Origin of the sequence: Escherichia sp. E1130, assembly GCF_005781065.1 — a bacterium.
GTDB lineage: Bacteria > Pseudomonadota > Gammaproteobacteria > Enterobacterales > Enterobacteriaceae > Escherichia.
The window spans coordinates 2,800-26,376 of record NZ_VATL01000024.1 but is presented as its reverse complement, the minus strand read 5'-3'; the positions used below and the strand labels follow the sequence as shown (position 1 = coordinate 26,376).

Annotated in this window: 25 protein-coding genes and 3 pseudogenes; 13 read left to right on the top strand and 15 right to left on the bottom strand. The window is 45.9% G+C overall.

Going from position 1 to position 23,577, the window contains the following annotated elements; genetic code table 11:
- Positions 1-8 precede the first annotated feature (8 nt).
- Entirely contained in the window at positions 9-1,307 is a 1,299-nt protein-coding gene (gene dadA / locus FEK66_RS20590; protein ID WP_135493798.1) for a D-amino acid dehydrogenase, read from the bottom strand.
- A gap of 329 nt (positions 1,308-1,636) precedes the next feature.
- Between dadA and FEK66_RS20585 the strand changes: the two genes are divergently transcribed.
- Positions 1,637-3,169: a SpoVR family protein gene (locus FEK66_RS20585; protein WP_130205627.1), complete on the top strand. Its 1,533-nt coding sequence runs from the start codon at positions 1,637-1,639 to the stop codon at positions 3,167-3,169.
- 51 nt (positions 3,170-3,220) lie between these two features.
- On the opposite strand, the gene fadR is transcribed toward FEK66_RS20585, so the two are convergent.
- Positions 3,221-3,940 (bottom strand): fatty acid metabolism transcriptional regulator FadR, encoded by a 720-nt coding sequence (gene fadR, locus FEK66_RS20580; protein WP_130205625.1) that lies wholly within the window; start codon positions 3,938-3,940, stop codon positions 3,221-3,223.
- Positions 3,941-4,161: 221 nt separating this feature from the next.
- On the opposite strand from fadR, the gene nhaB reads away from it, so the two are divergent.
- Both nhaB and dsbB read left to right on the top strand, forming a co-directional pair.
- Positions 4,162-5,703, top strand: coding sequence for a Na(+)/H(+) antiporter NhaB (nhaB, locus tag FEK66_RS20575; protein WP_130259690.1), 1,542 nt, complete (start codon positions 4,162-4,164; stop codon positions 5,701-5,703).
- A 145-nt stretch (positions 5,704-5,848) separates the two neighbouring features.
- A complete protein-coding gene (gene dsbB, locus FEK66_RS20570) occupies positions 5,849-6,379 on the top strand; it encodes a disulfide bond formation protein DsbB (RefSeq protein ID WP_130205621.1) in 531 nt (176 codons plus the stop codon).
- Positions 6,380-6,424: 45 nt separating this feature from the next.
- On the opposite strand, the gene umuC is transcribed toward dsbB, so the two are convergent.
- The 5 genes from umuC to FEK66_RS20540 all read right to left on the bottom strand — a co-directional run bounded on the left by umuC (position 6,425) and on the right by FEK66_RS20540 (position 11,386).
- Complete coding sequence (gene umuC / locus FEK66_RS20565; RefSeq protein ID WP_135491162.1) at positions 6,425-7,693, bottom strand: DNA polymerase V catalytic protein; 1,269 nt, start codon at positions 7,691-7,693, stop codon at positions 6,425-6,427.
- The gene (locus FEK66_RS20560; protein WP_130205617.1) at positions 7,693-8,112 is read right to left on the bottom strand and encodes a translesion error-prone DNA polymerase V autoproteolytic subunit; all 420 of its coding nucleotides are present in this window, start codon (positions 8,110-8,112) and stop codon (positions 7,693-7,695) included. Before FEK66_RS20560 ends, umuC begins: the two co-directional genes overlap by 1 nt.
- Before the next feature lie 1,712 nt (positions 8,113-9,824).
- Positions 9,825-10,271, bottom strand: a complete 447-nt coding sequence (locus FEK66_RS20550) for a YcgN family cysteine cluster protein (protein WP_205712811.1) — start codon at positions 10,269-10,271, stop codon at positions 9,825-9,827.
- 90 nt (positions 10,272-10,361) lie between these two features.
- On the bottom strand, positions 10,362-11,021 hold the full coding sequence (locus tag FEK66_RS20545; protein WP_135493796.1) for a fumarylacetoacetate hydrolase family protein: 660 nt from the start codon (positions 11,019-11,021) through the stop codon (positions 10,362-10,364).
- Between the two features lie 71 nt (positions 11,022-11,092).
- Positions 11,093-11,386: a YcgL domain-containing protein gene (locus FEK66_RS20540; RefSeq protein WP_130205736.1), complete on the bottom strand. Its 294-nt coding sequence runs from the start codon at positions 11,384-11,386 to the stop codon at positions 11,093-11,095.
- A 125-nt stretch (positions 11,387-11,511) separates the two neighbouring features.
- Between FEK66_RS20540 and minC the strand changes: the two genes are divergently transcribed.
- The 6 genes and pseudogenes from minC to FEK66_RS20510 all read left to right on the top strand — a co-directional run bounded on the left by minC (position 11,512) and on the right by FEK66_RS20510 (position 14,450).
- Entirely contained in the window at positions 11,512-12,207 is a 696-nt protein-coding gene (gene minC / locus FEK66_RS20535) for a septum site-determining protein MinC (protein WP_135493794.1), read from the top strand.
- 23 nt (positions 12,208-12,230) lie between these two features.
- Positions 12,231-13,043, top strand: coding sequence for a septum site-determining protein MinD (minD, locus tag FEK66_RS20530; protein ID WP_000101043.1), 813 nt, complete (start codon positions 12,231-12,233; stop codon positions 13,041-13,043).
- A 3-nt stretch (positions 13,044-13,046) separates the two neighbouring features.
- Entirely contained in the window at positions 13,047-13,313 is a 267-nt protein-coding gene (minE, locus tag FEK66_RS20525) for a cell division topological specificity factor MinE (protein WP_001185664.1), read from the top strand.
- A gap of 299 nt (positions 13,314-13,612) precedes the next feature.
- Positions 13,613-13,765, top strand: a pseudogene (locus tag FEK66_RS20520) (hypothetical protein).
- Between the two features lies 1 nt (position 13,766).
- The gene (locus FEK66_RS20515) at positions 13,767-14,111 is read left to right on the top strand and encodes a YMGG-like glycine zipper-containing protein (protein WP_130205610.1); all 345 of its coding nucleotides are present in this window, start codon (positions 13,767-13,769) and stop codon (positions 14,109-14,111) included.
- A 3-nt stretch (positions 14,112-14,114) separates the two neighbouring features.
- The gene (locus tag FEK66_RS20510) at positions 14,115-14,450 is read left to right on the top strand and encodes a YmgD family protein (protein ID WP_074399524.1); all 336 of its coding nucleotides are present in this window, start codon (positions 14,115-14,117) and stop codon (positions 14,448-14,450) included.
- Between the two features lie 57 nt (positions 14,451-14,507).
- Here the strand turns inward: FEK66_RS20510 and FEK66_RS20505 are convergent.
- The 4 genes and pseudogenes from FEK66_RS20505 to FEK66_RS20490 all read right to left on the bottom strand — a co-directional run.
- A pseudogene (locus tag FEK66_RS20505) lies at positions 14,508-14,651 on the bottom strand (autotransporter outer membrane beta-barrel domain-containing protein); the annotation flags it as partial.
- A gap of 48 nt (positions 14,652-14,699) precedes the next feature.
- On the bottom strand, positions 14,700-14,918 hold the full coding sequence (ymgF, locus tag FEK66_RS20500; RefSeq protein WP_130205608.1) for a cell division-associated protein YmgF: 219 nt from the start codon (positions 14,916-14,918) through the stop codon (positions 14,700-14,702).
- A 130-nt stretch (positions 14,919-15,048) separates the two neighbouring features.
- The gene (locus tag FEK66_RS20495) at positions 15,049-16,572 is read right to left on the bottom strand and encodes a cyclic diguanylate phosphodiesterase (RefSeq protein ID WP_130205605.1); all 1,524 of its coding nucleotides are present in this window, start codon (positions 16,570-16,572) and stop codon (positions 15,049-15,051) included.
- A 253-nt stretch (positions 16,573-16,825) separates the two neighbouring features.
- Positions 16,826-17,227, bottom strand: coding sequence for a DUF302 domain-containing protein (locus FEK66_RS20490; protein ID WP_130205603.1), 402 nt, complete (start codon positions 17,225-17,227; stop codon positions 16,826-16,828).
- Positions 17,228-17,681: 454 nt separating this feature from the next.
- Here FEK66_RS20490 and FEK66_RS20485 point away from each other — a divergent pair, with 454 nt between their 5' ends.
- Positions 17,682-18,011 carry a YkgJ family cysteine cluster protein gene (locus FEK66_RS20485; RefSeq protein WP_130205601.1) on the top strand — a complete coding sequence of 110 codons (330 nt, stop codon included), beginning with the start codon at positions 17,682-17,684 and terminating at the stop codon, positions 18,009-18,011.
- A gap of 405 nt (positions 18,012-18,416) precedes the next feature.
- Here the strand turns inward: FEK66_RS20485 and FEK66_RS20480 are convergent, their stop codons facing one another.
- Entirely contained in the window at positions 18,417-19,133 is a 717-nt protein-coding gene (locus FEK66_RS20480; RefSeq protein ID WP_130205599.1) for a YebC/PmpR family DNA-binding transcriptional regulator, read from the bottom strand.
- 324 nt (positions 19,134-19,457) lie between these two features.
- Between FEK66_RS20480 and FEK66_RS20475 the strand changes: the two genes are divergently transcribed.
- Positions 19,458-19,799, top strand: coding sequence for a DHCW motif cupin fold protein (locus FEK66_RS20475; RefSeq protein WP_130205597.1), 342 nt, complete (start codon positions 19,458-19,460; stop codon positions 19,797-19,799).
- 188 nt (positions 19,800-19,987) lie between these two features.
- Here FEK66_RS20475 and FEK66_RS20470 read toward each other — a convergent pair.
- The 3 genes and pseudogenes from FEK66_RS20470 to pgrR form a co-directional block, all read right to left on the bottom strand.
- Positions 19,988-20,155, bottom strand: a pseudogene (locus FEK66_RS20470) (isocitrate/isopropylmalate family dehydrogenase); the annotation flags it as partial.
- Between the two features lie 286 nt (positions 20,156-20,441).
- Positions 20,442-21,104 carry an epoxyqueuosine reductase QueH gene (locus FEK66_RS20465; protein ID WP_135486241.1) on the bottom strand — a complete coding sequence of 221 codons (663 nt, stop codon included), beginning with the start codon at positions 21,102-21,104 and terminating at the stop codon, positions 20,442-20,444.
- A gap of 167 nt (positions 21,105-21,271) precedes the next feature.
- Positions 21,272-22,171, bottom strand: a complete 900-nt coding sequence (pgrR, locus tag FEK66_RS20460; protein WP_138211532.1) for a DNA-binding transcriptional regulator PgrR — start codon at positions 22,169-22,171, stop codon at positions 21,272-21,274.
- Positions 22,172-22,298: 127 nt separating this feature from the next.
- On the opposite strand from pgrR, the gene FEK66_RS20455 reads away from it, so the two are divergent.
- On the top strand, positions 22,299-23,219 hold the full coding sequence (locus tag FEK66_RS20455) for an alpha/beta hydrolase (protein WP_000981715.1): 921 nt from the start codon (positions 22,299-22,301) through the stop codon (positions 23,217-23,219).
- The coding region (locus FEK66_RS26055; protein WP_140439036.1) for an alpha/beta hydrolase at positions 23,219-23,577 on the top strand (359 nt) is incomplete at its 3' end. The genes FEK66_RS20455 and FEK66_RS26055, both read left to right, overlap by 1 nt.

Below are 23,577 nucleotides of genomic sequence, written 5' to 3'. Positions count from 1 at the left end.
TCGATTCCTTAGCTGTGCGCGCCATGTAAATGGCCCGGGCGTGATGGCGTAAATCCACGGCTGTAGCGCGCTACGCTTAAATCCTCATACGGGATAGCAGGCGTGCGCCCCGAGAGCAGATCGCTTAACAGCTGACCGGAACCGCAAGCCATCGTCCAGCCGAGCGTACCGTGACCGGTATTCAGCCACAGATTTTTAAAGCGTGAACGACCAACAATCGGCGTGCCGTCTGGCGTCATCGGGCGCAGACCGGTCCAGAAAGTAGCCTGCTCGACATGACCACCGCGCGGATAGAGATCGCGAACGACCATTTCCAGCGTTTCACGACGCGGCTGTAACAGTTCAGTGTTAAAGCCAACAATTTCCGCCATTCCGCCAACGCGGATGCGGTTATCGAAACGGGTAATGGCGATTTTGTAGGTTTCATCCAGAATGGTGGATACCGGCGCGCCATCTTCCTGCGCAATTGGAATGGTCAGGGAATACCCCTTCAGCGGATATACAGGAATATCAACAATGCCTTTAAGCATCGCCGTCGAGTAAGAACCAAACGCCATCACATACGCATCGGCCTTAATCACTTCATCACCACACTTCACGCCATAGATTTGTTCGCCGTCACAAAGCAGCTGATCAACTGGCGTATTAAAGCGGAATTTAACCCCTGCCTGCTCCGCCATCCGCGCCAGATTCTGGGTAAACAGCTGGCAGTCTCCGGTTTCGTCATTGGGCAGTTGCAGACCGCCAGTCAGTTTGTGCGCCACTTCTGCCAGCGCGGGCTCCACCTCCGTCAGGCGGCTGGATTCCAGTAATTTGTACGGCACACCAGCATCTTCCAGCACGGCGATATCGCGAGTGGCATTTTCATACTGTTGTTCGGTACGGAACAGTTGCAGCGTCCCGCCCTGCCGACCTTCATACTGGATATTTGTCTCTGCGCGTAATGCTTTCAGGCAATCACGGCTGTATTCCGCCAGGCGCACCATCCGCCCTTTATTTTCCATATAGTGGCTGGTGTCGCAGTTACGTAACATTTGCCACATCCATTTCAACTGGAACTGCGTACCGTCGAGACGAACGGCCAGCGGCGCATGGCGCTGAAACATCCATTTAATCGCTTTTAAAGGCACGCCTGGTGCTGCCCACGGCGCGGCATAGCCGGGGGAGATTTGCCCGGCATTCGCTGCGCTGGTTTCAAGAGCCGCCCCCGGTTCCCGATCAATGACGGTGACCTCATGTCCTGCCTGATTCAGATACCAGGCGCTGGCAACGCCTACCACACCACTTCCCAGTATGACAACTCGCATAGCCACTCCGATAACGGTAGATACAGTAAAAGAATAATAATCTAATTACATCTTGATAACTCAGTTGAAAATATTATTCAACATATGGGTTTTTTATGGTGAGCCAGCTCACATCTCCCTGACACAGCGGGAATATGCTGTCTTTGGCATCTCCTGCTGAACGTGCTTTTTATCCAGCAGAAAATTCCGTTGAGACGCTAATTATTGGCACTCCGATAATAAGAAATCGCAAAGAAAAAAATTCTCCGGCGACGCGGTTTTTAACAGGTGTTCTATGCTTGAAATGAGGCGTTCCACACAGAGAGCGCCGACAACAATGAGGTGCGCGTATGGCGACGATCGATTCTATGAATAAGGACACCACACGTTTGAGCGATGGACCCGACTGGACGTTCGACCTGCTGGATGTTTACCTTGCAGAGATAGACCGGGTGGCGAAACTCTATCGGCTGGATACCTACCCGCACCAGATTGAAGTGATCACTTCGGAACAGATGATGGATGCCTACTCCAGCGTCGGCATGCCGATTAACTATCCGCACTGGTCATTCGGTAAAAAGTTTATCGAAACCGAACGTCTGTATAAGCACGGTCAGCAAGGGCTGGCCTATGAAATTGTCATTAACTCTAACCCGTGCATCGCTTACCTGATGGAAGAGAACACCATTACCATGCAGGCGCTGGTGATGGCACACGCCTGCTATGGTCACAACTCTTTCTTCAAAAACAATTACCTGTTTCGCAGCTGGACTGACGCCAGTTCCATTGTCGATTACCTGATTTTTGCCCGTAAATATATTACCGAGTGCGAAGAGCGTTATGGCGTTGATGAAGTAGAAAAGCTGCTGGACTCCTGTCATGCCCTGATGAACTACGGCGTGGACCGGTACAAACGTCCGCAAAAAATCTCTCTCCAGGAGGAAAAAGCCCGGCAGAAAAGTCGCGAGGAGTATCTGCAAAGTCAGGTCAACATGCTGTGGCGTACCCTGCCGAAGCGCGAAGAAGAGAAAACAGTCGCCGAAGCGCGCCGCTATCCTTCCGAGCCGCAAGAAAACCTGCTTTATTTTATGGAGAAAAATGCCCCACTGCTGGAATCATGGCAGCGTGAAATCCTGCGCATCGTGCGAAAGGTGAGCCAGTATTTTTATCCGCAAAAACAGACCCAGGTGATGAATGAAGGCTGGGCGACCTTCTGGCACTATACCATCCTTAACCATCTGTATGATGAAGGGAAAGTAACGGAACGTTTTATGCTGGAGTTTTTGCACAGCCACACCAATGTGGTCTTCCAGCCGCCCTATAACAGCCCGTGGTACAGCGGAATAAATCCGTATGCGCTTGGTTTCGCCATGTTCCAGGATATTAAACGGATTTGTCAGTCGCCGACGGAAGAAGACAAATACTGGTTCCCGGATATCGCCGGTTCTGACTGGCTGGAAACATTGCATTTTGCGATGCGTGATTTCAAAGATGAGAGTTTTATTAGCCAGTTCCTGTCACCGAAAGTGATGCGTGATTTCCGCTTCTTCACCGTGCTGGATGACGATCGCCATAATTATCTGGAAATTTCTGCCATTCATAATGAGGAAGGTTATCGGGAGATCCGTAACCGGTTATCGTCGCAATATAACTTAAGTAATCTGGAGCCGAATATTCAGATCTGGAACGTGGATTTACGCGGCGACCGTTCACTGACGCTGCGCTACATTCCGCATAACCGCGCTCCGCTGGACCGGGGGCGTAAAGAGGTGCTGAAGCATGTGCATCGCCTGTGGGGATTTGATGTGATGCTCGAACAGCAAAACGAAGACGGCAGCGTCGAGTTGCTGGAACGTTGCCCGCCAAGAATGGGTAATCTGTAAAAACAACAAAAAACCCCTCGTTTGAGGGGTTTGCTTTTTAAACGGAAGGGATTATCGCCCCTGAATGGCTAAATCACCCGGCAGATTTTTCTGCATCCGGTGCCATATCTCGCCACTCTCATGCCCATAGCGGCGCACTGTTTCGTAAACCTGATCATGCGCGCCTTCAGTGCACAATGCCGATAGCTTGTGATAGAAGCCCAGTGCCAGACTGCGCGCCTCCGGATTAGCGAAATAGTGACGACCAATTCGCGTATACAGCCCTTTCATCCCGTTAATGATCAGACCGTAAATTGGGTTACCGGAAGCAAACGCCAGACCGCGGAAAATGTTGTAATCCAGATCAGCAAAGGCGTCGGCGTGATCGGCCACTTCATTGGCGGTTGCCAACACTTCTTGCGCTTTATCAGGATGCTGACGAAACGCGGTGCGAATAAAAATGGTTGAAATATTGGTACGCACCGACAGCAAATTATCAATAAGCTGCGGCACACTTTCGTGATCCAGTCGCGCCAGCGTCTCAAGAATATTCAACCCGGAGGTTTCCCAGAAATTATTCACCTTCGTCGGTTTGCCGTGTTGAATAGTCAGCCAGCCGTCTCGCGCCAGGCGCTGCAACACTTCGCGTAACGTAGTACGCGTTACGCCAATTAATTCTGAAAGTTCACGTTCTGCGGGCAAAATAGTCCCGGGAGGGAAGCGGTTATTCCAGATACTTTCAATAATGTACTCTTCCGCGAAACCCGCCGGGCTTTGCGCCTTAATGACCATAGTGAGATTTCCATAACACAGCAAAACAAAGTTGCACTCATCATACCAGAGGGCTAATCACGCTGATAGCAGACAAAAAGAAGAAAAAAGGGATCAAGGCTTCATTTTCTGCATCTCTTTCTCCTTGATCATCAATACTTGCCTCACTCCTGCCCGACCGTTAAGCTTTGCGCTTAAACATAAAAACATCATTGATTATTACTAAGGTAAGGGAAACCATCATGGAAATCTCCTGGGGCCGCGCGTTATGGCGCAATTTTTTAGGCCAGTCACCCGACTGGTACAAACTTGCCCTCATCATTTTTTTAATTATTAACCCGCTCATTTTTCTCGTCAGTCCTTTTGTTGCTGGCTGGCTGCTGGTAGCGGAATTTATTTTCACGCTGGCAATGGCCCTGAAGTGCTATCCGCTACTGCCAGGTGGTCTGTTGGCTATCGAAGCCGTATTTATTGGCATGACCAGCGCAGGACATGTTCGGGAAGAGGTGGCTGCAAACCTTGAGGTTTTGCTGCTACTGATGTTTATGGTTGCGGGGATCTATTTTATGAAACAGCTATTGCTGTTCATTTTTACCCGCTTGCTGTTAAGCATTCGCTCCAAAATGCTGTTGTCGCTCTCTTTTTGCATTGCGGCAGCATTTCTCTCCGCGTTCCTTGATGCCTTAACCGTCGTGGCGGTGGTGATCAGCGTCGCTGTCGGTTTTTATGGTATTTATCACCGCGTAGCCTCTTCCCGCACGGAAGATACCGACCTGCAAGACGACAGCCATATCGACAAACATTACAAGGTGGTGCTGGAGCAGTTCCGTGCTTTTCTACGTAGCCTGATGATGCACGCGGGCGTCGGTACCGCATTAGGCGGCGTGATGACTATGGTAGGCGAACCGCAAAACCTGATTATCGCCAAAGCCGCTGGCTGGCATTTTGGCGATTTCTTTCTGCGCATGTCGCCGGTAACCGTTCCGGTCCTGATCGGCGGCATGTTAACCTGCCTGCTGGTGGAAAAAATGCGTTGGTTTGGCTACGGTGAAACACTGCCGGAGAAAGTCCGCGAAGTGCTGCAGCAGTTTGACGATCAAAGCCGCCAACAGCGTACCCGCCAGGATAAAGTTCGCCTGATTGTCCAGGCCGCCATCGGCGTCTGGCTGGTTATCGCGCTGGCACTACATCTGGCAGAAGTTGGCTTAATTGGTTTGTCTGTGATCATTCTGGCGACATCACTGACCGGTGTGACTGATGAACACGCTATCGGCAAAGCCTTCACCGAATCACTTCCGTTTACCGCATTGTTGACGGTCTTTTTCTCGGTAGTTGCGGTGATTATCGACCAGCAATTGTTCTCGCCAATTATTCATTTTGTCCTACAGGCATCGGAACACGCCCAGTTGTCACTGTTCTATATTTTCAACGGCCTGCTGTCATCCATTTCGGATAACGTCTTCGTGGGGACGATTTATATCAACGAAGCGAAGGCAGCTATGGAGAGTGGCGTTATCACCCTGAAGCAATACGAGCTGCTGGCGGTCGCTATTAACACCGGGACCAATCTGCCCTCCGTCGCTACACCGAACGGACAGGCTGCATTCTTGTTCCTGCTGACCTCCGCACTCGCGCCATTGATTCGCCTCTCTTATGGCCGCATGGTGTGGATGGCCCTGCCTTATACCCTCGTACTGACTCTCGTCGGACTGCTCTGCGTCGAGTTTACTCTTGCCCCTGTAACCGAATGGTTTATGCAAATGGGGTGGATAGCAACGCTTTGATAACAACTTACCGGGCATATTTATGCCCGGTTTGCCTTTTCGCCCGATAATTGTTCAATTACATCCTATTTTTACTCCCTCCTGGTGGCGCAACGAATGAATTGGTTTAAACTGCGCATTCGATGCATATTGCAGGGAAATTATTATGTTGCGATTTTTGAACCAATGTTCACAAGGCCGGGGTGCGTGGTTGTTAATGGCGTTAACCGCTCTGGCACTGGAACTGACGGCGCTGTGGTTCCAGCATGTGATGTTACTAAAACCTTGCGTGCTCTGTATTTATGAACGTTGTGCGTTATTTGGCGTTCTGGGCGCTGCACTCATTGGCGCCATCGCCCCGAAAACTCCGCTACGTTATGTAGCAATGATTATCTGGTTATACAGTGCGTTCCGCGGTGTACAGTTAACTTACGAACACACTATGCTTCAACTCTATCCCTCACCGTTTGCGACCTGTGATTTCATGGTTCGCTTCCCGGACTGGCTGCCGCTGGATAAATGGGTGCCACAAGTGTTTGTCGCCTCTGGCGATTGTGCCGAGCGTCAGTGGGAATTTTTAGGTCTGGAAATGCCACAGTGGTTGCTCGGTATTTTTATCGCTTACCTGATTGTCGCGGTGCTGGTGGTGATTTCCCAGCCATTTAAAGCGAAAAAACGTGATCTGTTTGGTCGCTAATCAATTCGGCGCTCCTGCGGGAGCGTCTTTTTCCTGCCGCTATGTTTATTTGACCCGCAGTAAATCAGAACTTCGCGTTGTATAACGTGGTGAAAGCATGGCTCGCTTCATCTGCCATTGTTGCTGGATCCCCTGCCCGGCAAAATAGAGTGTTCCCCTGCCATCCTTAGCATTCAGCATATCCATTACCGCCATCAATTGTTCACTACCGGGACGCGGTGCGTTGTCATCGAACAAATTTAGCTGCGCCACTCCCTGACTGAAAAAATCGCCCAGCATCACTCCCGCTTTTTGGTAGCGATGGCCCGCTTGCCAGATGGCGTCCAGAGATCGCGTAGCCGCGTTAATAATGTCTCTGCTGTCCTGGGTAGGCGTCAGCAGTTTTACCGACGCACTATTACCGTAATAGGATTCATTGAGCGCAAATGGCGACGTTTTAATAAACGTGGAGATAAACCGACAATATTGATGCTCACTGCGGAGTTTTTCTGCCGCCCGGGCGGCGTAACTACAAATGGCCTGCCGCATCGATTCATAATCCGTGATACGTTCGCCAAACGAGCGGGAACAGATAATTTCCTGCTTCGTCGGTGCAAACTCTTCCAGCTGCAAACAGGGTTCGCCGCGCAGTTCACGCACCGTTCTTTCGAGCACGACATTAAAATGTTTACGGATAAACCGGATATCAGTATCCGCCAAATCCAGAACGGTTTTGATACCCATCGTGTTCAATTTTTTGCTGATGCGCCGTCCAATTCCCCAGACTTCATCTACGGGTAAAGCGGCCATTAATTTACGCTGGCGTTCCAGATTAGATAAATCCACCACCCCACCGGTCTGCCGCTGCCATTTTTTTGCCGCATGATTGGCAAGTTTTGCCAGCGTTTTGGTCTGAGCGATACCCACCCCCACGGTGAGATGCGTTCGTTGCAGTACCGTTGCGCGAATTTCTCTGCCAAAGTCAGTGAGATCGCGGCAGTTACGTACCCCCGTCAAATCGCAGAACGCTTCATCAATACTGTAAATCTCCACGCGAGGAGATAGCTCTTCCAGCGTCGACATCACCCGATTGCTCATGTCTGCGTAAAGCTCATAATTGCTGCTAAAGCAGACAACGCCACAGCGACGAAACAGCTCTTTTTGTTTGAACCAGGGATCGCCCATTTTAACGCCCAGCGCCTTTGCCTCAGCGTTTCGGGCAATAACGCAACCGTCATTATTCGATAGCACAACCACCGGTTTACCCCATAAGTCAGGGCGAAACACCGCTTCACAACTGGCATAAAATGAGTTCACATCGCAAAGGGCAAACATCAGCGCATCGCCTTTATTACATGGACAACTACGCCAAAGACATCCAGCGTATCCTCGCTGCCGAGGGTAATCGGCGAGTACGCGCTATTCATGGGAATAAGCTGTACCGTCGGGCGCAACTGCAATTTTTTCACCGTAAACTCGCCATCGACAGCAGCGATGACGATATCACCGTGGCTGGCGGTAATAGCGCTATCGACAATCAATAAATCACCGTCACTAATCCCACCGTCAATCATGGAGTCTCCGCTCGCTTTGACGAAGTAAGTCGCGCTGGGATGCTGAATAAGCAATTGGTTCAGATCGATACGCTGTTCAACGTAATCCGCTGCCGGTGAAGGAAAGCCACACTGAACAAGATCGCTAAATAGCGGAAAAGTCACAATTTCGCGGAGATCCGCAGGCTTGATAAACAACATAATAATCTGCCTGAAGCTATACTGTTTTTATATACAGTAGTCTGTTCTTACCAGCAGATCAATACTGATTCAGACTATCAATATCTGTCGCTGCGTAGGCTGATCCTTAAGGATTGCCGCCCCACTGTTAACCGTCTGAACGCGGTATGGATATGTCGGTAAGCATTACCTAAAAATACGGTTAATTTTATAGTTTAAACCTTTTTTAGTTATTAGTAAGATACCTGTGCTTCCAAAAAAGCTGGGAAATTCAACGACTCTTGGAAATTTTTGGACCTTGTCCCGCGGCTACAATCCGACAGCCGCGTTTCTTTTTACTATCTAACCCACCGTAAACCTACGGACCTTGCTCTACGGCTCATCCTGTACCCGTGTGATCCTGGCCACGTAATGAATGGATAGCAGTGAGTTATCCGGTTACGACATCAACCAGTTCTTTGGTTTCATCACTTTGGACTCTGCCCACCACAATAAATCTGAGAAGATGGACAACGAGAGCAATAACACAGACCATAAATAAGCCTCAAAAAAAAAATAATAAAAGAAGCCATTTGTTTTATTAACAACGAGGATTTAATGATCAATAGAATTACAGATGTTTTAGTTAATGGGATATCTTCGATATTAAAATAATATAAAGAGTAGTTATTATTTTCCTGACACATTATTCCCGGTGGCGGCCTTCAAGATGGTCATTGATAATGATCAAGTCAATAATATCTTCCGATATTTATATTTTTATCGTGAAGCGTTTTTACTATAGCCCTAAAGTTTATCGATCAGCTAAAGACACGTTACCATGGATTAACAGTATGAATGGAGCTTTTTCAGCACGGCGTGATATTAATCACGCCAGAGTTGGATAATGAAAAGCAATATGACAGACAAAAAGTTAATGCAGGACTTTTCCATGCGTGGGGGGGAGTTGCGTAACGTTGGGTATTTACGCTCAGGAAGATGGGGGTATTTATTATGTTGAAAATCATAGGGTAGATCAGGATCTTGCTGTGGCCTATCCTGCTCAGGTAGTAGCATTCTACGGCGAATCCATCGCCTGATGGCGCTTCTTTGTCCACTGTCATTTGCATTATTGTAGAGTAAACATAGACTGGAATTGAACAATCTCACGTAATCAGAATCACCCATTCTCAGTTTCAACCGCCAGTGCATAGCGCTAAATAAAGCTAACAATATAAAAGGACTTTATGAATTTTTTACATATTCTACAAGCATATTCACGAGTATTTTTATATCAACTACCTGTATCTCGGATATATAACGGCGTCGTTTGATGTCCGAATTTACCGTCTTTCATTTTATACCCACCAGAACACCTGAGTAGAATAAGCATGCATGTTCAGGCAGTCTAATAAATGTGTCCATTGGTTACGGCATTTAAATTATTGTCATACCGTAGATTATCTTTTTTCGCGTGCTGCAATTTACTTAGAAACAGCGATGACGCTCTCACTTTTTAGCTCGAAAATTTTTTGCAGGATTCAGGATTAATACGTCAGCCCACCAGTACAAAATATTTCATACTTCCAATATACCGCCAGCCCAAACTTCATCGTGGCACTCTGGCGACACGTCTGGGAAATCGGTTCATTTCTTCCCGGGTAGCAAATCTCTAATACACTGTGCGCCAGACCTTGTTATTGATGACCAGAAAACCGCAAGGACCATTTTCGCGGCGGTTTGACTGATGCGGATTATTGCGCCCAGTCAGGTTTATTTAAGATATGGTCCTGCCAGTCAATCACTTCCGACTCTTTCACCGCGATATGGCGCACTGAAATGCGTTCGCCATGCATGGCTGCTTTTGAACCGGTAAGTAGCGGATGCCACGCAGGTAAATCTTTACCCTCCGCCAACAAGCGATAAGCACAAGTCATCGGTAGCCATTCGAACGTGGGCAGATTTTCACGAGTTAATTTAATGCAGTCGGGTTCAAACTCGAAGCGGCGTTCGTAGTTCCGACATTGACAAGTTTTAATATTGAGCTGACGGCAGGCAACGTTAGTGAAGTAGATTTCGTCGGTGTCTTCATCCATCAGTTTATGCAGGCAGCACTGACCACAACCATCACACAACGACTCCCATTCTGCATCGCTCATTTCGTCCAGGGTTTTACTTTGCCAGAAAGGTATATCGCTCATCAGGTGTTCCACCATTACGTTAAAACGCACCTTATAACCAGTCTGGCACGGCGATGCAAGCTTTGCCGCCCCTTTCAGGCGGCAAAAGTATTACAAAACGCGAGTTGTCAAAGAATGACCGCCGAAAGTAACCGTCAATTCATCGCCACTGTGCAGCGGACCAACACCATCAGGCGTGCCTGTCAGCACAACGTCACCGGCCTTAAGGGTAAAAAACTTGCTCATATAAGCAATCAGTGGAACGATTTTGTGGATCATGTCCGCAGTCGTACCTTGTTGGCGTTGTTCGCCGTTTACACTTAGACCCAGCGACGTATTTTGTGGATCACCGCTGAACTCTACTGCAGGAATGAATCCGGAAAGTGGACACGAGTTATCAAACCCTTTGGCCTTTTCCCACGGCTGTCCGGCTTTCTTCATTTTTCCCTGAACATCACGTAATGTCAGATCGAGCGCCACACCGTAACCTGCAATAGCTTTGCGCACATGCTCTTCCGTGGCCTGACGTAGCGTCGCGCCAATCAACACCGCCAGTTCAACTTCATGATGAACCGAGCCGAAATCAGAGGGGATAGCCAGGGGCTGGCGCAGATCACACAGTGCCGTTTCAGGTTTAATAAACAACACGGGCTCTTCGGGCACTTCACTCCCCATCTCTTTAATATGTTTGGCATAGTTACTGCCAACACAGACGACCTTACTCACCGGATAATCCAGCAGCGCACCTTGCCAGTTGTGATGTTGATACATAACGTTCCTCTCACTTCATCGTGGTTCTTAAAGTCCGCTCCAACGAATATGATGCCACCGCCGGATATCGGTTATTTGTCAGTACTGTCTGTATTTTTCGCCATCACAGAAAGATGTTGTTTAAGCAAATCTTCAGGTGGTGGTGGTAACTGGAGATAATAACCTTGCTCGGCTAATGCCTGCTTAACTTTCTCAATATCGGCATTAACCAGTTTTTTCCGCCCATCCAATGGCAGAATCATCGCGAGTTGAGGTTGGCCAAACCCTTTCATCAGCTCCTCTGGAACACGCGAAAAATCGTCTTTTTTTTCGACATATAAATAGGTCTGGTCACGTTTGCTACTTCGATAGATCACACAAAACATAATTTTACTCTGAATAAATGTGGGGGTGACTTGCCTCAATATAATCCAGACTATAACATGCCTGATAGTCTTCGTAATATCATCGCTCGCTGATGATGATAATTAGCTAATTGAGTAAGGCCAGGATGTCAAACACGCCAATCGAGCTTAAAGGTAGCAACTTCACCTTATCCGTGGTTCATCTGCATGAGGCAGAGCCTAAGATTATTCATCAAGCGCTGGAAGACAAAATCGCTCAGGCCCCGGCATTTTTAAAACATGCACCCGTCGTACTCAATGTCAGTGGCCTCGAAGAACGGGTCAACTGGTCAGCAATGCACAAAGCTATCTCAGCAACTGGCTTGCGGATAATTGGCGTCAGCGGTTGCAAAAATGCGAAACTGAAAGCTGAAATAGAAAAGATGGGGCTACCAATCCTGACTGAAGGAAAGGAAAAAGCGCCACGTTCAGCTCCCGTTCCCCAGGTTCCAGCGCAAAATACGATCCCGGACACAAAAACACGTTTAATAGATACTCCTGTACGTTCCGGTCAGCGCATTTATGCTCCACAATGTGATTTGATTGTTACAAGTAATGTAAGTGCAGGAGCAGAATTGATCGCAGATGGTAACATTCATATCTATGGCATGATGCGCGGTCGTGCGCTGGCCGGGGCAAGTGGTGACCGGGAAGCGCAAATATTTTGTACTAACCTGATGGCCGAACTAGTATCTATTGCTGGTGAATACTGGCTGAGTGATAAAATCCCAGTAGAATTTTATGGCAAAGCGGCACGGCTGCAATTAGTCGAAAACGCTTTGACCGTTCAATCGTTAAATTGATCCCTTTTTAACAAGGAATTTTTATGGCACGCATTATTGTTGTTACTTCGGGGAAAGGGGGCGTTGGAAAGACCACCTCCAGCGCGGCCATCGCCACTGGTTTGGCCCAGAAGGGAAAGAAAACTGTCGTGATCGATTTTGATATCGGCTTGCGTAACCTCGACCTGATTATGGGTTGTGAGCGTCGGGTCGTGTACGATTTCGTCAACGTCATTCAGGGCGATGCAACGCTAAATCAGGCGCTAATTAAGGATAAGCGTACTGATAACCTCTACATTCTCCCGGCATCGCAAACTCGCGATAAAGATGCCCTCACCCGCGAAGGGGTGGCCAAAGTTCTTGATGACCTAAAAGCGATGGACTTTGAGTTTATCGTTTGTGACTCACCGGCGGGTATTGAAACCGGTGCATTAATGGCTCTTTATTTCGCTGATGAAGCCATTATTACCACGAACCCGGAAGTCTCATCAGTTCGTGACTCTGACCGTATTTTAGGTATTCTGGCGTCGAAATCACGTCGCGCAGAAAACGGCGAAGAACCCATTAAAGAGCACCTGCTGTTAACGCGCTATAACCCTGGTCGCGTGCACAAAGGAGACATGCTGAGTATGGAAGACGTGCTGGAAATCCTGCGCATCAAACTCGTCGGTGTGATCCCAGAGGATCAATCCGTATTGCGCGCCTCTAACCAGGGTGAACCGGTCATTCTCGACATCAATGCCGATGCGGGTAAAGCCTACGCAGATACCGTAGAACGCCTGTTGGGTGAAGAACGCCCTTTCCGCTTCATTGAAGAAGAGAAGAAAGGCTTCCTCAAACGCTTGTTCGGAGGATAAGTTATGGCATTACTCGATTTCTTTCTCTCACGGAAGAAAAACACGGCCAACATTGCAAAAGAACGGCTGCAGATTATTGTTGCTGAACGTCGTCGCAGCGATGCAGAACCACACTATCTGCCGCAGTTGCGTAAAGATATTCTTGATGTCATTTGTAAATACGTACAAATTGATCCCGAGATGGTAACCGTACAACTCGAGCAAAAGGATGGCGATATTTCCATTCTTGAGCTTAACGTGACCTTACCAGAAGCAGAAGAGCTGAAATAAGCTGTATTAGCTCAAACCTGATCTGACAGTTACCGGTTGTTTATACTGGTATCTGTCAGATTGCATTTGGTCTAAATTTTGTTCTCCCCTTCTATTGTCAGCTCAAATCGCCGCTAATTCACACTATTGCCACCAGAGCGAAATTACTTATCCTGCCTTTTTTGATAAATATTTTTTACATTTAAATCACACAACAATATTGATATTTCAGATCGCATAACCTTTACAATACCATGTTAACACCTGATGACATTTCTTGAAGAAAATATTTCAAATCAATGAGTTAATCCTTATTTAAGATTATTCCCATTCAAGCATAAAACACAATTACTATTATACCATTCGCGCTCATTTTGAATTATCTGAATAATAGCGAGCGTTCTTTAGTTAAGTTAATATTAATTAAAGACGAAATTATTGTGTGTGCAACTTACTTAATACCGGACATCTAAGTTGAAGAAAAAAATACTCGCCTTCGGGCTTATCTCAGCATTGTTCTGCTCCGCACCAGCAATGGCGGATATGAATCGCACCACGAAAGGTGCGCTGTTAGGTGCAGGCGTAGGTTTACTGACTGGCAATGGCGTTAATGGTGTGCTGAAAGGCGCTGCTGTGGGCGCTGGTGTTGGTGCAGTAACTGAAAAAGGTCGTGACGGTAAAAATGCCCGCAAAGGTGCGAAAGTGGGTGCTGCCGTTGGTGCAGTCACTGGCGTGTTGACCGGCAATGGTCTGGAAGGCGCGATTAAAGGTGCTGTAGTTGGCGGCACAGGTGGTGCCATTCTGGGTAAAATGAAATAAGGAATGATGATGAAAAAATTTGCATTACTGGCTGGTCTGTTTGTTTTCGCACCAATGAGCTGGGCGCAGGACTACAATATTAAGAACGGTTTGCCAGCAGAAACCTATATTACTTGTGCTGAAGCCAACGAAATGGCAAAAACTGACAGCGCACAGGTTGCAGAAATTGTGGCTGTAATGGGTAACGCCAGCGTTACGAGCCGTGATTTAAAAATCGAGCAATCTCCGGAACTCAGTGCCAAAGTGGTAGAAAAACTGAACCAGGTTTGTGCTAAAGATCCGCAAATGCTGTTAATTACCGCCATTGATGACACCATGCGTGCCATTGGCAAAAAATAATCATTAATGTCGTACCGCGCCGATTGATTCGGCGCGTTTTTTTAGCAGGCGAAGGAATCAGAACTTATATTTCAATCCCACCATAACTGCGGTGTCATTGTAGCCATTATCACCGAGTTGAACGCCAACATTTCCCCAGACGCTGGCCGCTGGATTCAGATTGCCATTTACGCCAAGTTTAATTTCCCCCAGATTACGCGCACTGCCAGCAACTCATTTAGCCGTTTTCTGACAGTGATAACAGAAGGATTAATGCTGATCCCTATGGCTAACGAGTTTTTCCCTTAACCGATTAACCACATTGATCGCCAACCAAACCAACGCATTTAGCAAATTTATAGTAACAAGCACTTCTCCCAGCCAGGTGCTGGGTTTGGCAAAAAGGATAACCAGGAAAGTGATTAGCATAAATGCAATGGAGAAAATGATATATAAAGTAAAATAATCCAGATTATTACTCTTGTTCATGCTACTGATGGTAATCCTGTCAAAAATTTCAGACAATTATAGCAAACAAAATAATGAACAATAGTAACAAGACGAAACGAGCTAATTAGCTGTCTATAATTACGTCACCTCACGCTCAGGCGATCATTTTTCACTCAACCACCACTTTCACCTTCGGTTTTGAGAGAATAATTTTGACCAGCTCAATATATGTCACCGGTTTATAGAAATAGTATCCCTGTTGGAACGTGATGTTGTTTTGGTTCAGGTAATCGAGCTGCTCCTTCGTCTCAACACCTTCAGCGACAATACTGATAGAAAGTTTGCGCGCCAGATCCAGCACGCAGTCCAGGATCCGGGTGGAATCTGGATCTGCGTTGACCCGCCCGACGAAGCTGTGATCAATCTTAATATAATCAATATGTAGATCATGGAGATAAGAAAGCCCCGAGTATCCAGTACCAAAATCATCCAGTGCGATGACAAAACCATTTTCATGCAAAATGTTTAGTCGCTGGACCAGACTTTCATCAACATGCAAAGGCTCACGCTCAGTGACTTCAAGCACGAGATTCAAATCACGGCGCGTGAAGCTGTCCTTGTATTTCAGGCATTCTTCAACAAATGTCGGCGAAATAATATGCGAGGCGCTGAAATTTATCCCAACGTGAAAACCTTCTGGCAGTTTACTTTCGATCGCATTCATTTGTTTGGCGACCTGGCTCATCAAACTTTGGGTGAGCGGAACTATCAACCCTGATTTTTCAGCAAGAGGAATGAAAGCCGCAGGAGAGATATATCCTCCCCGAGGGTGTTTCCAGCGGGCAAGGACTTCCACGCCGCGTAACGTCCCTTCCAGCCCATTTACCACTGGTTGATAAAAAGGCACAATTTCACCGTTATGTATTGCCCGCCGCAGGATCTCTTCCGGTGTCGCGCTTTTGTTGAAATATTTATCAAGCAGGAAGACAACGGCGCAGGAAATCAACAAAATGAATATCAAAATCCCCAGACCTTTATCGATAAGTCTGCTAAAGCTAAATAGAGGCGGCTGGTTATAAATAATACTGAAATGATATTTTGTGGAACTGACTCGTCCAGAAAAATGATTTTTACCATTGAGAGCTGTCACATCTCCCGACGGGCCAATAATGCTACCGCCAACGAGTAAAGTATATTTCGCCCCCTTCAACGGCACATTGAGCGCGCCACGAATATGTTGATCGCTAATAGTCACCAAAACTCGGGTATCTGCGAACTGATTCTGATAAAGCAAAATGGGCATTTTATTAACAGTATCGATTGCCGGAGCTAGCAGTAAATTGCTTTCAGGAATCACGGGTATACGTGATAGCAGTACGCGGTTCCCCGGCAGTGAAGTACACCAGACCGCATCTTGTTTGAGAATGATGATCGTACGCAGATGTGGCTTGAGCGCTGCTTCTGTACCTAGTTGATATTGTTCATCCAGATCACACCCTTTTCTGGCTATTTCCCGTACCGTTTGAATCGCCTGTGACGCTTCCTCAAGTATATAATTGATATTGTTTGCGGCATATCTCGCCCCTGCCAGGCTCTCCGCTTTTGCGGAATACCAGAGCTGGATGTTCAAAATAGAGACGCCGGTAATAAACAGGCAAACCGCAGCGAGGATAGGGATAAGTGTATTGCGCATCTGCGTGTCCCTGACAACAGGTTAATAGAGGGGGTTGACATTCATTCGCTCAATCTGGCGTCTACAGAGAGCATGGTCGAGAGAATCAGAAATATCCACGCATCAGATGAAATTTTGCCCAACATGCCGCAAGTCTTTCAATGACTGATGAAAAACTAATGTCCGCGCTGATCAATGGGTCTTTAAGCAGACAAGAGGCATGGGGTAATAATTCGGGAACAAAAATATAGGTTGAGCACGTTTCTGTTTAGCTTTAACCTTCGCCTTTATACATATGTGAATCAATAGGTTGAATGCATTTCTGTACCAGCAATTCCAGCTTTTTCAGCGTTTGTATCGCCGTTGAGTCAAGTCCATAACATTTCAATTCTTCTGCCGAATGAAATCTAACGTTGACCTGACCTCCGGGCAGCTGGCGAAGGAGTACCCTGAAAGGTAAATCCAGAGCGAGGTCTGGATGTTCCAACATCAAAGGCGTTCCCTTTTCAGGATTACCAAATACCAGAACAGTCGTTGGCGGCATTACAAGACCTGCATTACTGGCAGCTTTCGCGTGGTCAAACTCGCCAAATAAAACCAGACCATTATTTGATACCGCCTTAAGAAGACGTGTTCTGGTATGCTCGAAGTCAAATGCACTATTGAATTGAATCATAACGTTTTTACCATTAACACAATAATCAATGTGAACGATGAGACAACCGTAATATAAATACAAAATATTATAACCTGAGCTTGCTCATATTTTTGAACATCAGAGAAATAACATTTTCTGATGAGTCCCTTTAATCAACCAGAATTAAAACAATCACAATATCCACTATGCTTATAAAATCATCCTATAGTAACAAGATAATGTAGACTCTGATTCCATAAAGCACTCCCTTCCTAAACCCTGTAGTTACAAATTGTAAAGATTAATTTACTCTGTTTATATTTTGACTATCTGGTTATATCTCAGTGGATATGTAAAATTAATAACAGCTGGTGATCATTCAGTAGTTGACTATAGAAAATTCACCAGCCGGTCACAGACACGCATCTTTACAGGGCGTGTCTGCATTTTTTGTTATGATGTATTGTGATGTATATAGTAGTACTGGTGAATTATGAGCAATCTGAATCCATGCCTGGCGTGTGGTGCCTGTTGTGCATTTTTCCGCGTCTCTTTTTACTGGGCCGAAGCAGATGATGCAGGCGGCACTATCCCGGCTCATCTTACTGAGCAAATATCCCCTTACCACCGATGTATGAGCGGTACTAACCAGAAGGATCCACGTTGTGTCGCCCTGGCAGGAACGCCTGGAAAAAACGCATGTTGCACCATATACAAGAATCGCTCATCGACATGTCGAGAATTCGCCATGTCTGGCGAGGATGGGAAGATTAATGAGGCATGTAATCGCGCCCGCGCAAAATATGGGCTACCGCCAATTTAAAAAGCACTTTTCATTTTTAATGGGCGCTATAAAACTGCGTATCCATGATTATATTCTGATGTAACATGCCCATTGCCCGAGTATCAAGAATACAATGCCATATGTTCCTGGTACCGGGCAACGTTTTGGTGAAAACTGCCATTTTAAAAATTCAGTTCTTGATGATCATTCTTGATATTTTACGTAACAATCAACAGGCATTACATTCTGATATTTCGACTGTAAACCATTATGTTTTTCGCGCAATTCCCACCCATCGGATGATCCTTTGCCGTTAATCATGAGATAGTTAAAATCAGTAATTTCGATTAGTCTTATTTTTTAGATGAGAGTCTTTTTATATGCTTTTAAACATTCTTTAAGAATAAGAAATCTGCCATAAAGACAGATTTCTTTAATTTATAATTAGAGATTTGCAACGTTATGATATACTTTTTGAACATCGTCGTCATCTTCGAGGGCATCAATAAGTCCTTCAAAGATTTCTAAATCTTCTGGTGAAAGCTCAACTTCTGATTGAGCAATCATTTCTAATTCTGTTGTTGAGAACTCAGTAATTCCAGCTGCTTTTAGAGCTGCAATTCCTTTGTGAAGGTCTGTAGGCTCAGTATAAATAACGATGTTTCCTTCTTCTTCGGTCACATCACGGACATCCACTTCAGCTTCAAGCAAAATTTCAAAAATACGGTCAGGGTCAGTTCCTTTAAATACAATCACGCCAGTATTGTCAAACATATAGCTGACAGAACCTGCCGCGCCAATGTTACCGCCTTTTTTATTGAAAATTGTACGAACGTTAGCAATCGTACGGTTAACGTTTGAAGTCAACGTTTCAGCGATAATCATTGAACCATTGGGTCCAAAGCCTTCATAACGTCCTTGTACGAACGTTTCGTCTCCGCCACCTTTGGCTTTATCAATAGCTTTATCAATAACGTGTTTTGGAACTTGCGCCTGCTTCGCGCGTTCAATAACGAACTTTAAAGAAGTGTTTAATTCTGGGTCTGGTTCACCTTGTTTAGCCGCAGCATAGATTTCCACACCGAATTTTGCATATACTTTAGACGTTGCCCCGTCTTTAGCCGTTTTTTTAGCTACGATATTGGCCCATTTACGTCCCACTGGAATAATCTCCTCGAAATTTATTTACATCAATAACAGGTTGATAACCTGCGATTTTCGTCATATTATATCATAACATGAAAAATTTCGTCTATGAGAATTAGAAATAAGATAAACATATAGCAGCACTTTAATTTTCCATTATTTAAAAATGTTACCAGATTATTTTTCGGATTTAGTTTTAGCTTTTTACTCTTAATTATTGAAACGCTATAATAATACCTAAGGCAAAAATAATGTGTTGATATATAAATTATTTTTTCTTATGTTAATTCATTCCAACCTGGGCTCAAGCACTCTTTCTTAACAACGAAAGGCCATAAAATGAATATCGAAGCATTTGCTTTTGGCACCACCAACTGGGGTGAAGTCGAAAAAACAGAACATCCCGGGGAAACAGGCATGGCCTACTGGCGCACACAATTTTTTGGTCACAAGCCGAACCAAATCCGTGTGCGAATGGTTGAATATACCCCAGGTTACCTGGCGGATCATTGGTGCAGTAAAGGTCATATCCTTTTATGCTTGGAGGGAGAACTCGAAACACTGCTCGCAGATGGCCGCAAATTCACTTTAACTGCGGGGATGAGTTATCAGGTTGGTGATAACGCAGAGCCACATCAGTCCAGAACGGAGACAGGAGCAAAACTCTTTATTGTGGACTAACGGATTCGTCGTTGTTGCGATTGCGACGTCCGATTCTGGCACAGAATTGGAACCTGGCATTAGAACAACCATCTGACCATCCCCCAACTACCTGGGGGTTTTGATAACTTATTTTGATAACCGTTAGCATCCTGACAAAAATAACGGGAGCGTTACGCTCCCGTTAATGGATTTAATAAATTACCGAATTACATGTTCTTGATGATCGCATCACCAAACTCTGAACATTTCAGCAGTTTAGCGCCTTCCATCAGACGTTCGAAGTCATAGGTTACGGTCTTGGCATTGATTGCGCCTTCCATACCTTTAACAATCAGGTCTGCGGCTTCAGTCCAGCCCATATGGCGCAGCAGTATATAAAAATTATGTATTCAACTCGCTGATATTTAATCATAAATATTATTTTCTTGTCTTTTTATTAGCCAAAATCAACTTTATTCAACCGTTTGATTTCATTGACGTTCGTTTTTATTTTGGGGAAAGGTTTTCTCTACCATTTATATCAAAATCACAAGTCTACATTTTATTAACATCTCAATGCATGTGTGGCCTTGCAAGCCACTGTGAGGCCTTATGTGTCTCAGTTTTTTCCCACCTTTGTGCTATGAATTACTGCATAGTAAAAAATACTCTGATGCAGTGTTATTCACCGTCCTTACCATAGTAAAGTTTGCCGAGTTTAATGAGCGGCCTGCCCTGCGACTTACGATACATATTCACATCACGTAGTGAATAGACGCAGCCACAATACTCCTGCTGGTAAAACTGCTCACGCTTGCTAATCTCAATCATGCGCGATGAACCGCCCTGCTTACGCCAGTTGTAATCCAAGTACACCATTCCCGGATAACGCGCAGCAGCTCGTCGGCCACTGTCATTAACCTGTTGCAGGTTCTTCCAACGAGAAATTCCAAGCGAACTGCTAATCACGCTGAACCCATGTTCCGCGGCATACAATGCAGTGCGTTCAAGGCGCATGTCAAAGCACATTGTGCAACGAACACCACGTTCAGGTTCCCATTCCATTCCTTTCGCACGTTCAAACCAGTTTTCGGTATCATAATCAGCATCAACAAAAGGCACGCCATGTTTTTCAGCAAAACGCATATTCTCTTCCTTACGGATAAGGTACTCCTTCTGCGGGTGAATATTAGGATTATAAAAGAATATAGTGTAATCAATTCCCGAGGCTTCAATCGCCTCCATAATCTCTCCAGAGCAGGGTGCACAGCACGAGTGTAACAGCAGTTTGTTTGCTCCATTCGGCAATGTTAATTGTGGACGTTTGAAATCAGTGTTATTCATAAATGTATTTGTTAGCAATAGTGTAGTCAGAAATTATGGTATTAACATCCGCTATAATAAAAGTAAGAGGACGTAATTGCCGTCATTGTACGAAGAAGAAACAACGACCAAAACGTCGAAAATAACCGTCAATACGTTAAGGGAGAAATTAAATTAACGTATCAGAACTAAACAACACCTTTATACTTCACTCTATCTATAAATAATGAGAATGCCGAGCCAGCATGTCGACGATGCGGATAGTACAGGTGATAACCGGGTAAATCTGGTGTAAATTTATCCAGAACACGTATCAGTTTTTTTTCTTTAATAGCCCGTTCAACCTGATCATAAGGTAGATACGCCAATCCATGCCCATCAATTGCAGCATCAATGATCAGGTCTATCGTATTCAGTAAAAGCTGACCTTCCATGCGAACACGAACTTCGCGTCCACCGCGTATTAATCTCCAGCGATTTGCTGTACCCGATGTGGGAAGATACAAATTAACTGCCTGATGATCTATTAATTGTGACACTGACGTTGGAACACTTCGGCGGGAAAAATAATCCGGTGAGCCAACAATAGCCATTGGTATATCTGGCCCGATTCGAATGGCGATCATATCTTTATCCATCTCCCCACCCAGACGGACGCCTGCATCAAAACGCTCAGAAACGACATCAGTCAAACCATAATCAATGATAAGCTGAATATCAATTTCAGGGTGTGATTTCAGGAATGTGCGCATGGCTGGTAACAATATCGTTTTTGCTGCATGTTCTACAGTAGTAATACGTATTGTCCCGGATGGGCGGTTCTGCAGATCGCTCAGGGATGCCAGGGCAGAATCTATGTCATGCAGCATAGGGCCAAGAACAGACAAAAGATGCTCGCCCGCTTCAGTGGGTACAACACTGCGCGTGGTTCGCGTCAGAAGCCGCAATCCCAATCGTTCTTCTATACGGCGCACTATCTGGCTTAAAGCTGACTGCGCCATGCTCAGGCGGGCTGCTGCGCGAGTGAAGCTACGCTCCTCTGCAACGACGACAAACGCCATCAGATCAGCGATTTCTTCACGCTTCATTCAGTATCTCCATACAATCTATTAATCATTTAAATGATAGGTCTAATCATGATTTTGGGTCTAATCAACTTAATGATCAATATCTATAGTGATATCACCCACCGTTAACAACTCCATGAGGAACGGAATGATGAATAATAAAGTCAGCTTCACTAACAGCAATAATCCAACCATCTCTTTGTCTGCAGTGATCTATTTCCCTCCAAAATTTGATGAAACCCGTCAGTATCCGGCAATTGTGGTATCTCACCCAGGTGGGGGCGTTAAAGAGCAAACGGCCGGAACCTATGCCGAAAAACTGGCGGAAAAGGGATTTGTCACTATTGCTTATGACGCATCTTATCAAGGTGAAAGTGGCGGCGAGCCGCGTCAGTTAGAAAACCCATACATTCGTACTGAAGACGTCAGTGCCGTGATTGATTACCTGACAACGCTTTCTTATGTCGACAATACCCGAATTGGTGCGATGGGAATTTGTGCCGGTGCAGGATATACAGCCAATGCTGCAATTCAGGATCGCCGCATCAAGGCCATCGGTACCGTTAGTGCGGTCAATATTGGTTCGATGTTCCGCAATGGTTGGGAAAACAATGTGAAATCTATTGATGCTCTGCCACACATTGAAGCTGGCTCAAACGCCCGAACCAGCGATATTAGCAGCGAAGAATACGCCATTATGCCACTGGCTCCAATGAAGGAGGCCGATGCGCCGAACGAAGAACTGCGTCAGGCCTGGGAGTATTACCACACACCTCGTGCGCAGTATCCAACAGCACCGGGTTACGCTACTTTGCGCAGCCTTAACCAGATTATTACCTATGATGCTTACCATATGGCGGAAGTGTACCTGACTCAGCCGATGCAGATTGTGGCGGGCAGCCAGGCAGGGAGCAAATGGATGAGTGACGACCTGTACGATCGGGCATCAAGCCAGGATAAACGCTATCACATTGTTGAAGGCGCAAACCATATGGATCTTTATGACGGCAAAGCCTATGTGGCTGAAGCAATTTCAGTATTAGCTCCGTTCTTTGAGGAAACTCTGTAATGAAACATATTCAAATCCGCAATAGTGATATGGCCTGGCATATTGCTGCCAATATTCAGTTTCCACCAAATTTTGATGAGTCAAAACAGTATCCGGCGATTATCAGCGTCCATCCTTTTGGCAGTTGTAAGGAGCAGACGTCTGGCAATATCTATGGCAAGGCATTGGCTGAAAAAGGCTATGTCGTTCTCGCTTATGACGCCAGTTTCCAGGGAGAATCTGGTGGGGAGCCTCGTTGGATAGAAGATCCGACACAGCGCGTAGAGGATATTAGCCGTGTTATCGATTATGCAGTAACTCTGCCATATGTTGATGCTGAACGCATTGGCGTGCTGGGTGTGTGTGGGGGGGGGGGGGG

Bases quoted from the DNA above. Each gene is read 5' to 3' on its own strand.
- dadA (WP_135493798.1), bottom strand. From the start codon at position 1,307: ATGCGAGTTGTCATACTGGGAAGTGGTGTGGTAGGCGTTGCCAGCGCC.
- FEK66_RS20585 (WP_130205627.1), top strand. From the start codon at position 1,637: ATGGCGACGATCGATTCTATGAATAAGGACACCACACGTTTGAGCGAT.
- fadR (WP_130205625.1), bottom strand. From the start codon at position 3,940: ATGGTCATTAAGGCGCAAAGCCCGGCGGGTTTCGCGGAAGAGTACATT.
- nhaB (WP_130259690.1), top strand. From the start codon at position 4,162: ATGGAAATCTCCTGGGGCCGCGCGTTATGGCGCAATTTTTTAGGCCAG.
- dsbB (WP_130205621.1), top strand. From the start codon at position 5,849: ATGTTGCGATTTTTGAACCAATGTTCACAAGGCCGGGGTGCGTGGTTG.
- umuC (WP_135491162.1), bottom strand. From the start codon at position 7,693: ATGTTTGCCCTTTGCGATGTGAACTCATTTTATGCCAGTTGTGAAGCG.
- FEK66_RS20560 (WP_130205617.1), bottom strand. From the start codon at position 8,112: ATGTTGTTTATCAAGCCTGCGGATCTCCGCGAAATTGTGACTTTTCCG.
- FEK66_RS20550 (WP_205712811.1), bottom strand. From the start codon at position 10,271: ATGAGCGATATACCTTTCTGGCAAAGTAAAACCCTGGACGAAATGAGC.
- FEK66_RS20545 (WP_135493796.1), bottom strand. From the start codon at position 11,021: ATGTATCAACATCACAACTGGCAAGGTGCGCTGCTGGATTATCCGGTG.
- FEK66_RS20540 (WP_130205736.1), bottom strand. From the start codon at position 11,386: ATGTTTTGTGTGATCTATCGAAGTAGCAAACGTGACCAGACCTATTTA.
- minC (WP_135493794.1), top strand. From the start codon at position 11,512: ATGTCAAACACGCCAATCGAGCTTAAAGGTAGCAACTTCACCTTATCC.
- minD (WP_000101043.1), top strand. From the start codon at position 12,231: ATGGCACGCATTATTGTTGTTACTTCGGGGAAAGGGGGCGTTGGAAAG.
- minE (WP_001185664.1), top strand. From the start codon at position 13,047: ATGGCATTACTCGATTTCTTTCTCTCACGGAAGAAAAACACGGCCAAC.
- FEK66_RS20510 (WP_074399524.1), top strand. From the start codon at position 14,115: ATGATGATGAAAAAATTTGCATTACTGGCTGGTCTGTTTGTTTTCGCA.
- ymgF (WP_130205608.1), bottom strand. From the start codon at position 14,918: ATGAACAAGAGTAATAATCTGGATTATTTTACTTTATATATCATTTTC.
- FEK66_RS20495 (WP_130205605.1), bottom strand. From the start codon at position 16,572: ATGCGCAATACACTTATCCCTATCCTCGCTGCGGTTTGCCTGTTTATT.
- FEK66_RS20490 (WP_130205603.1), bottom strand. From the start codon at position 17,227: ATGATTCAATTCAATAGTGCATTTGACTTCGAGCATACCAGAACACGT.
- FEK66_RS20485 (WP_130205601.1), top strand. From the start codon at position 17,682: ATGAGCAATCTGAATCCATGCCTGGCGTGTGGTGCCTGTTGTGCATTT.
- FEK66_RS20475 (WP_130205597.1), top strand. From the start codon at position 19,458: ATGAATATCGAAGCATTTGCTTTTGGCACCACCAACTGGGGTGAAGTC.
- FEK66_RS20465 (WP_135486241.1), bottom strand. From the start codon at position 21,104: ATGAATAACACTGATTTCAAACGTCCACAATTAACATTGCCGAATGGA.
- pgrR (WP_138211532.1), bottom strand. From the start codon at position 22,171: ATGAAGCGTGAAGAAATCGCTGATCTGATGGCGTTTGTCGTCGTTGCA.
- FEK66_RS20455 (WP_000981715.1), top strand. From the start codon at position 22,299: ATGATGAATAATAAAGTCAGCTTCACTAACAGCAATAATCCAACCATC.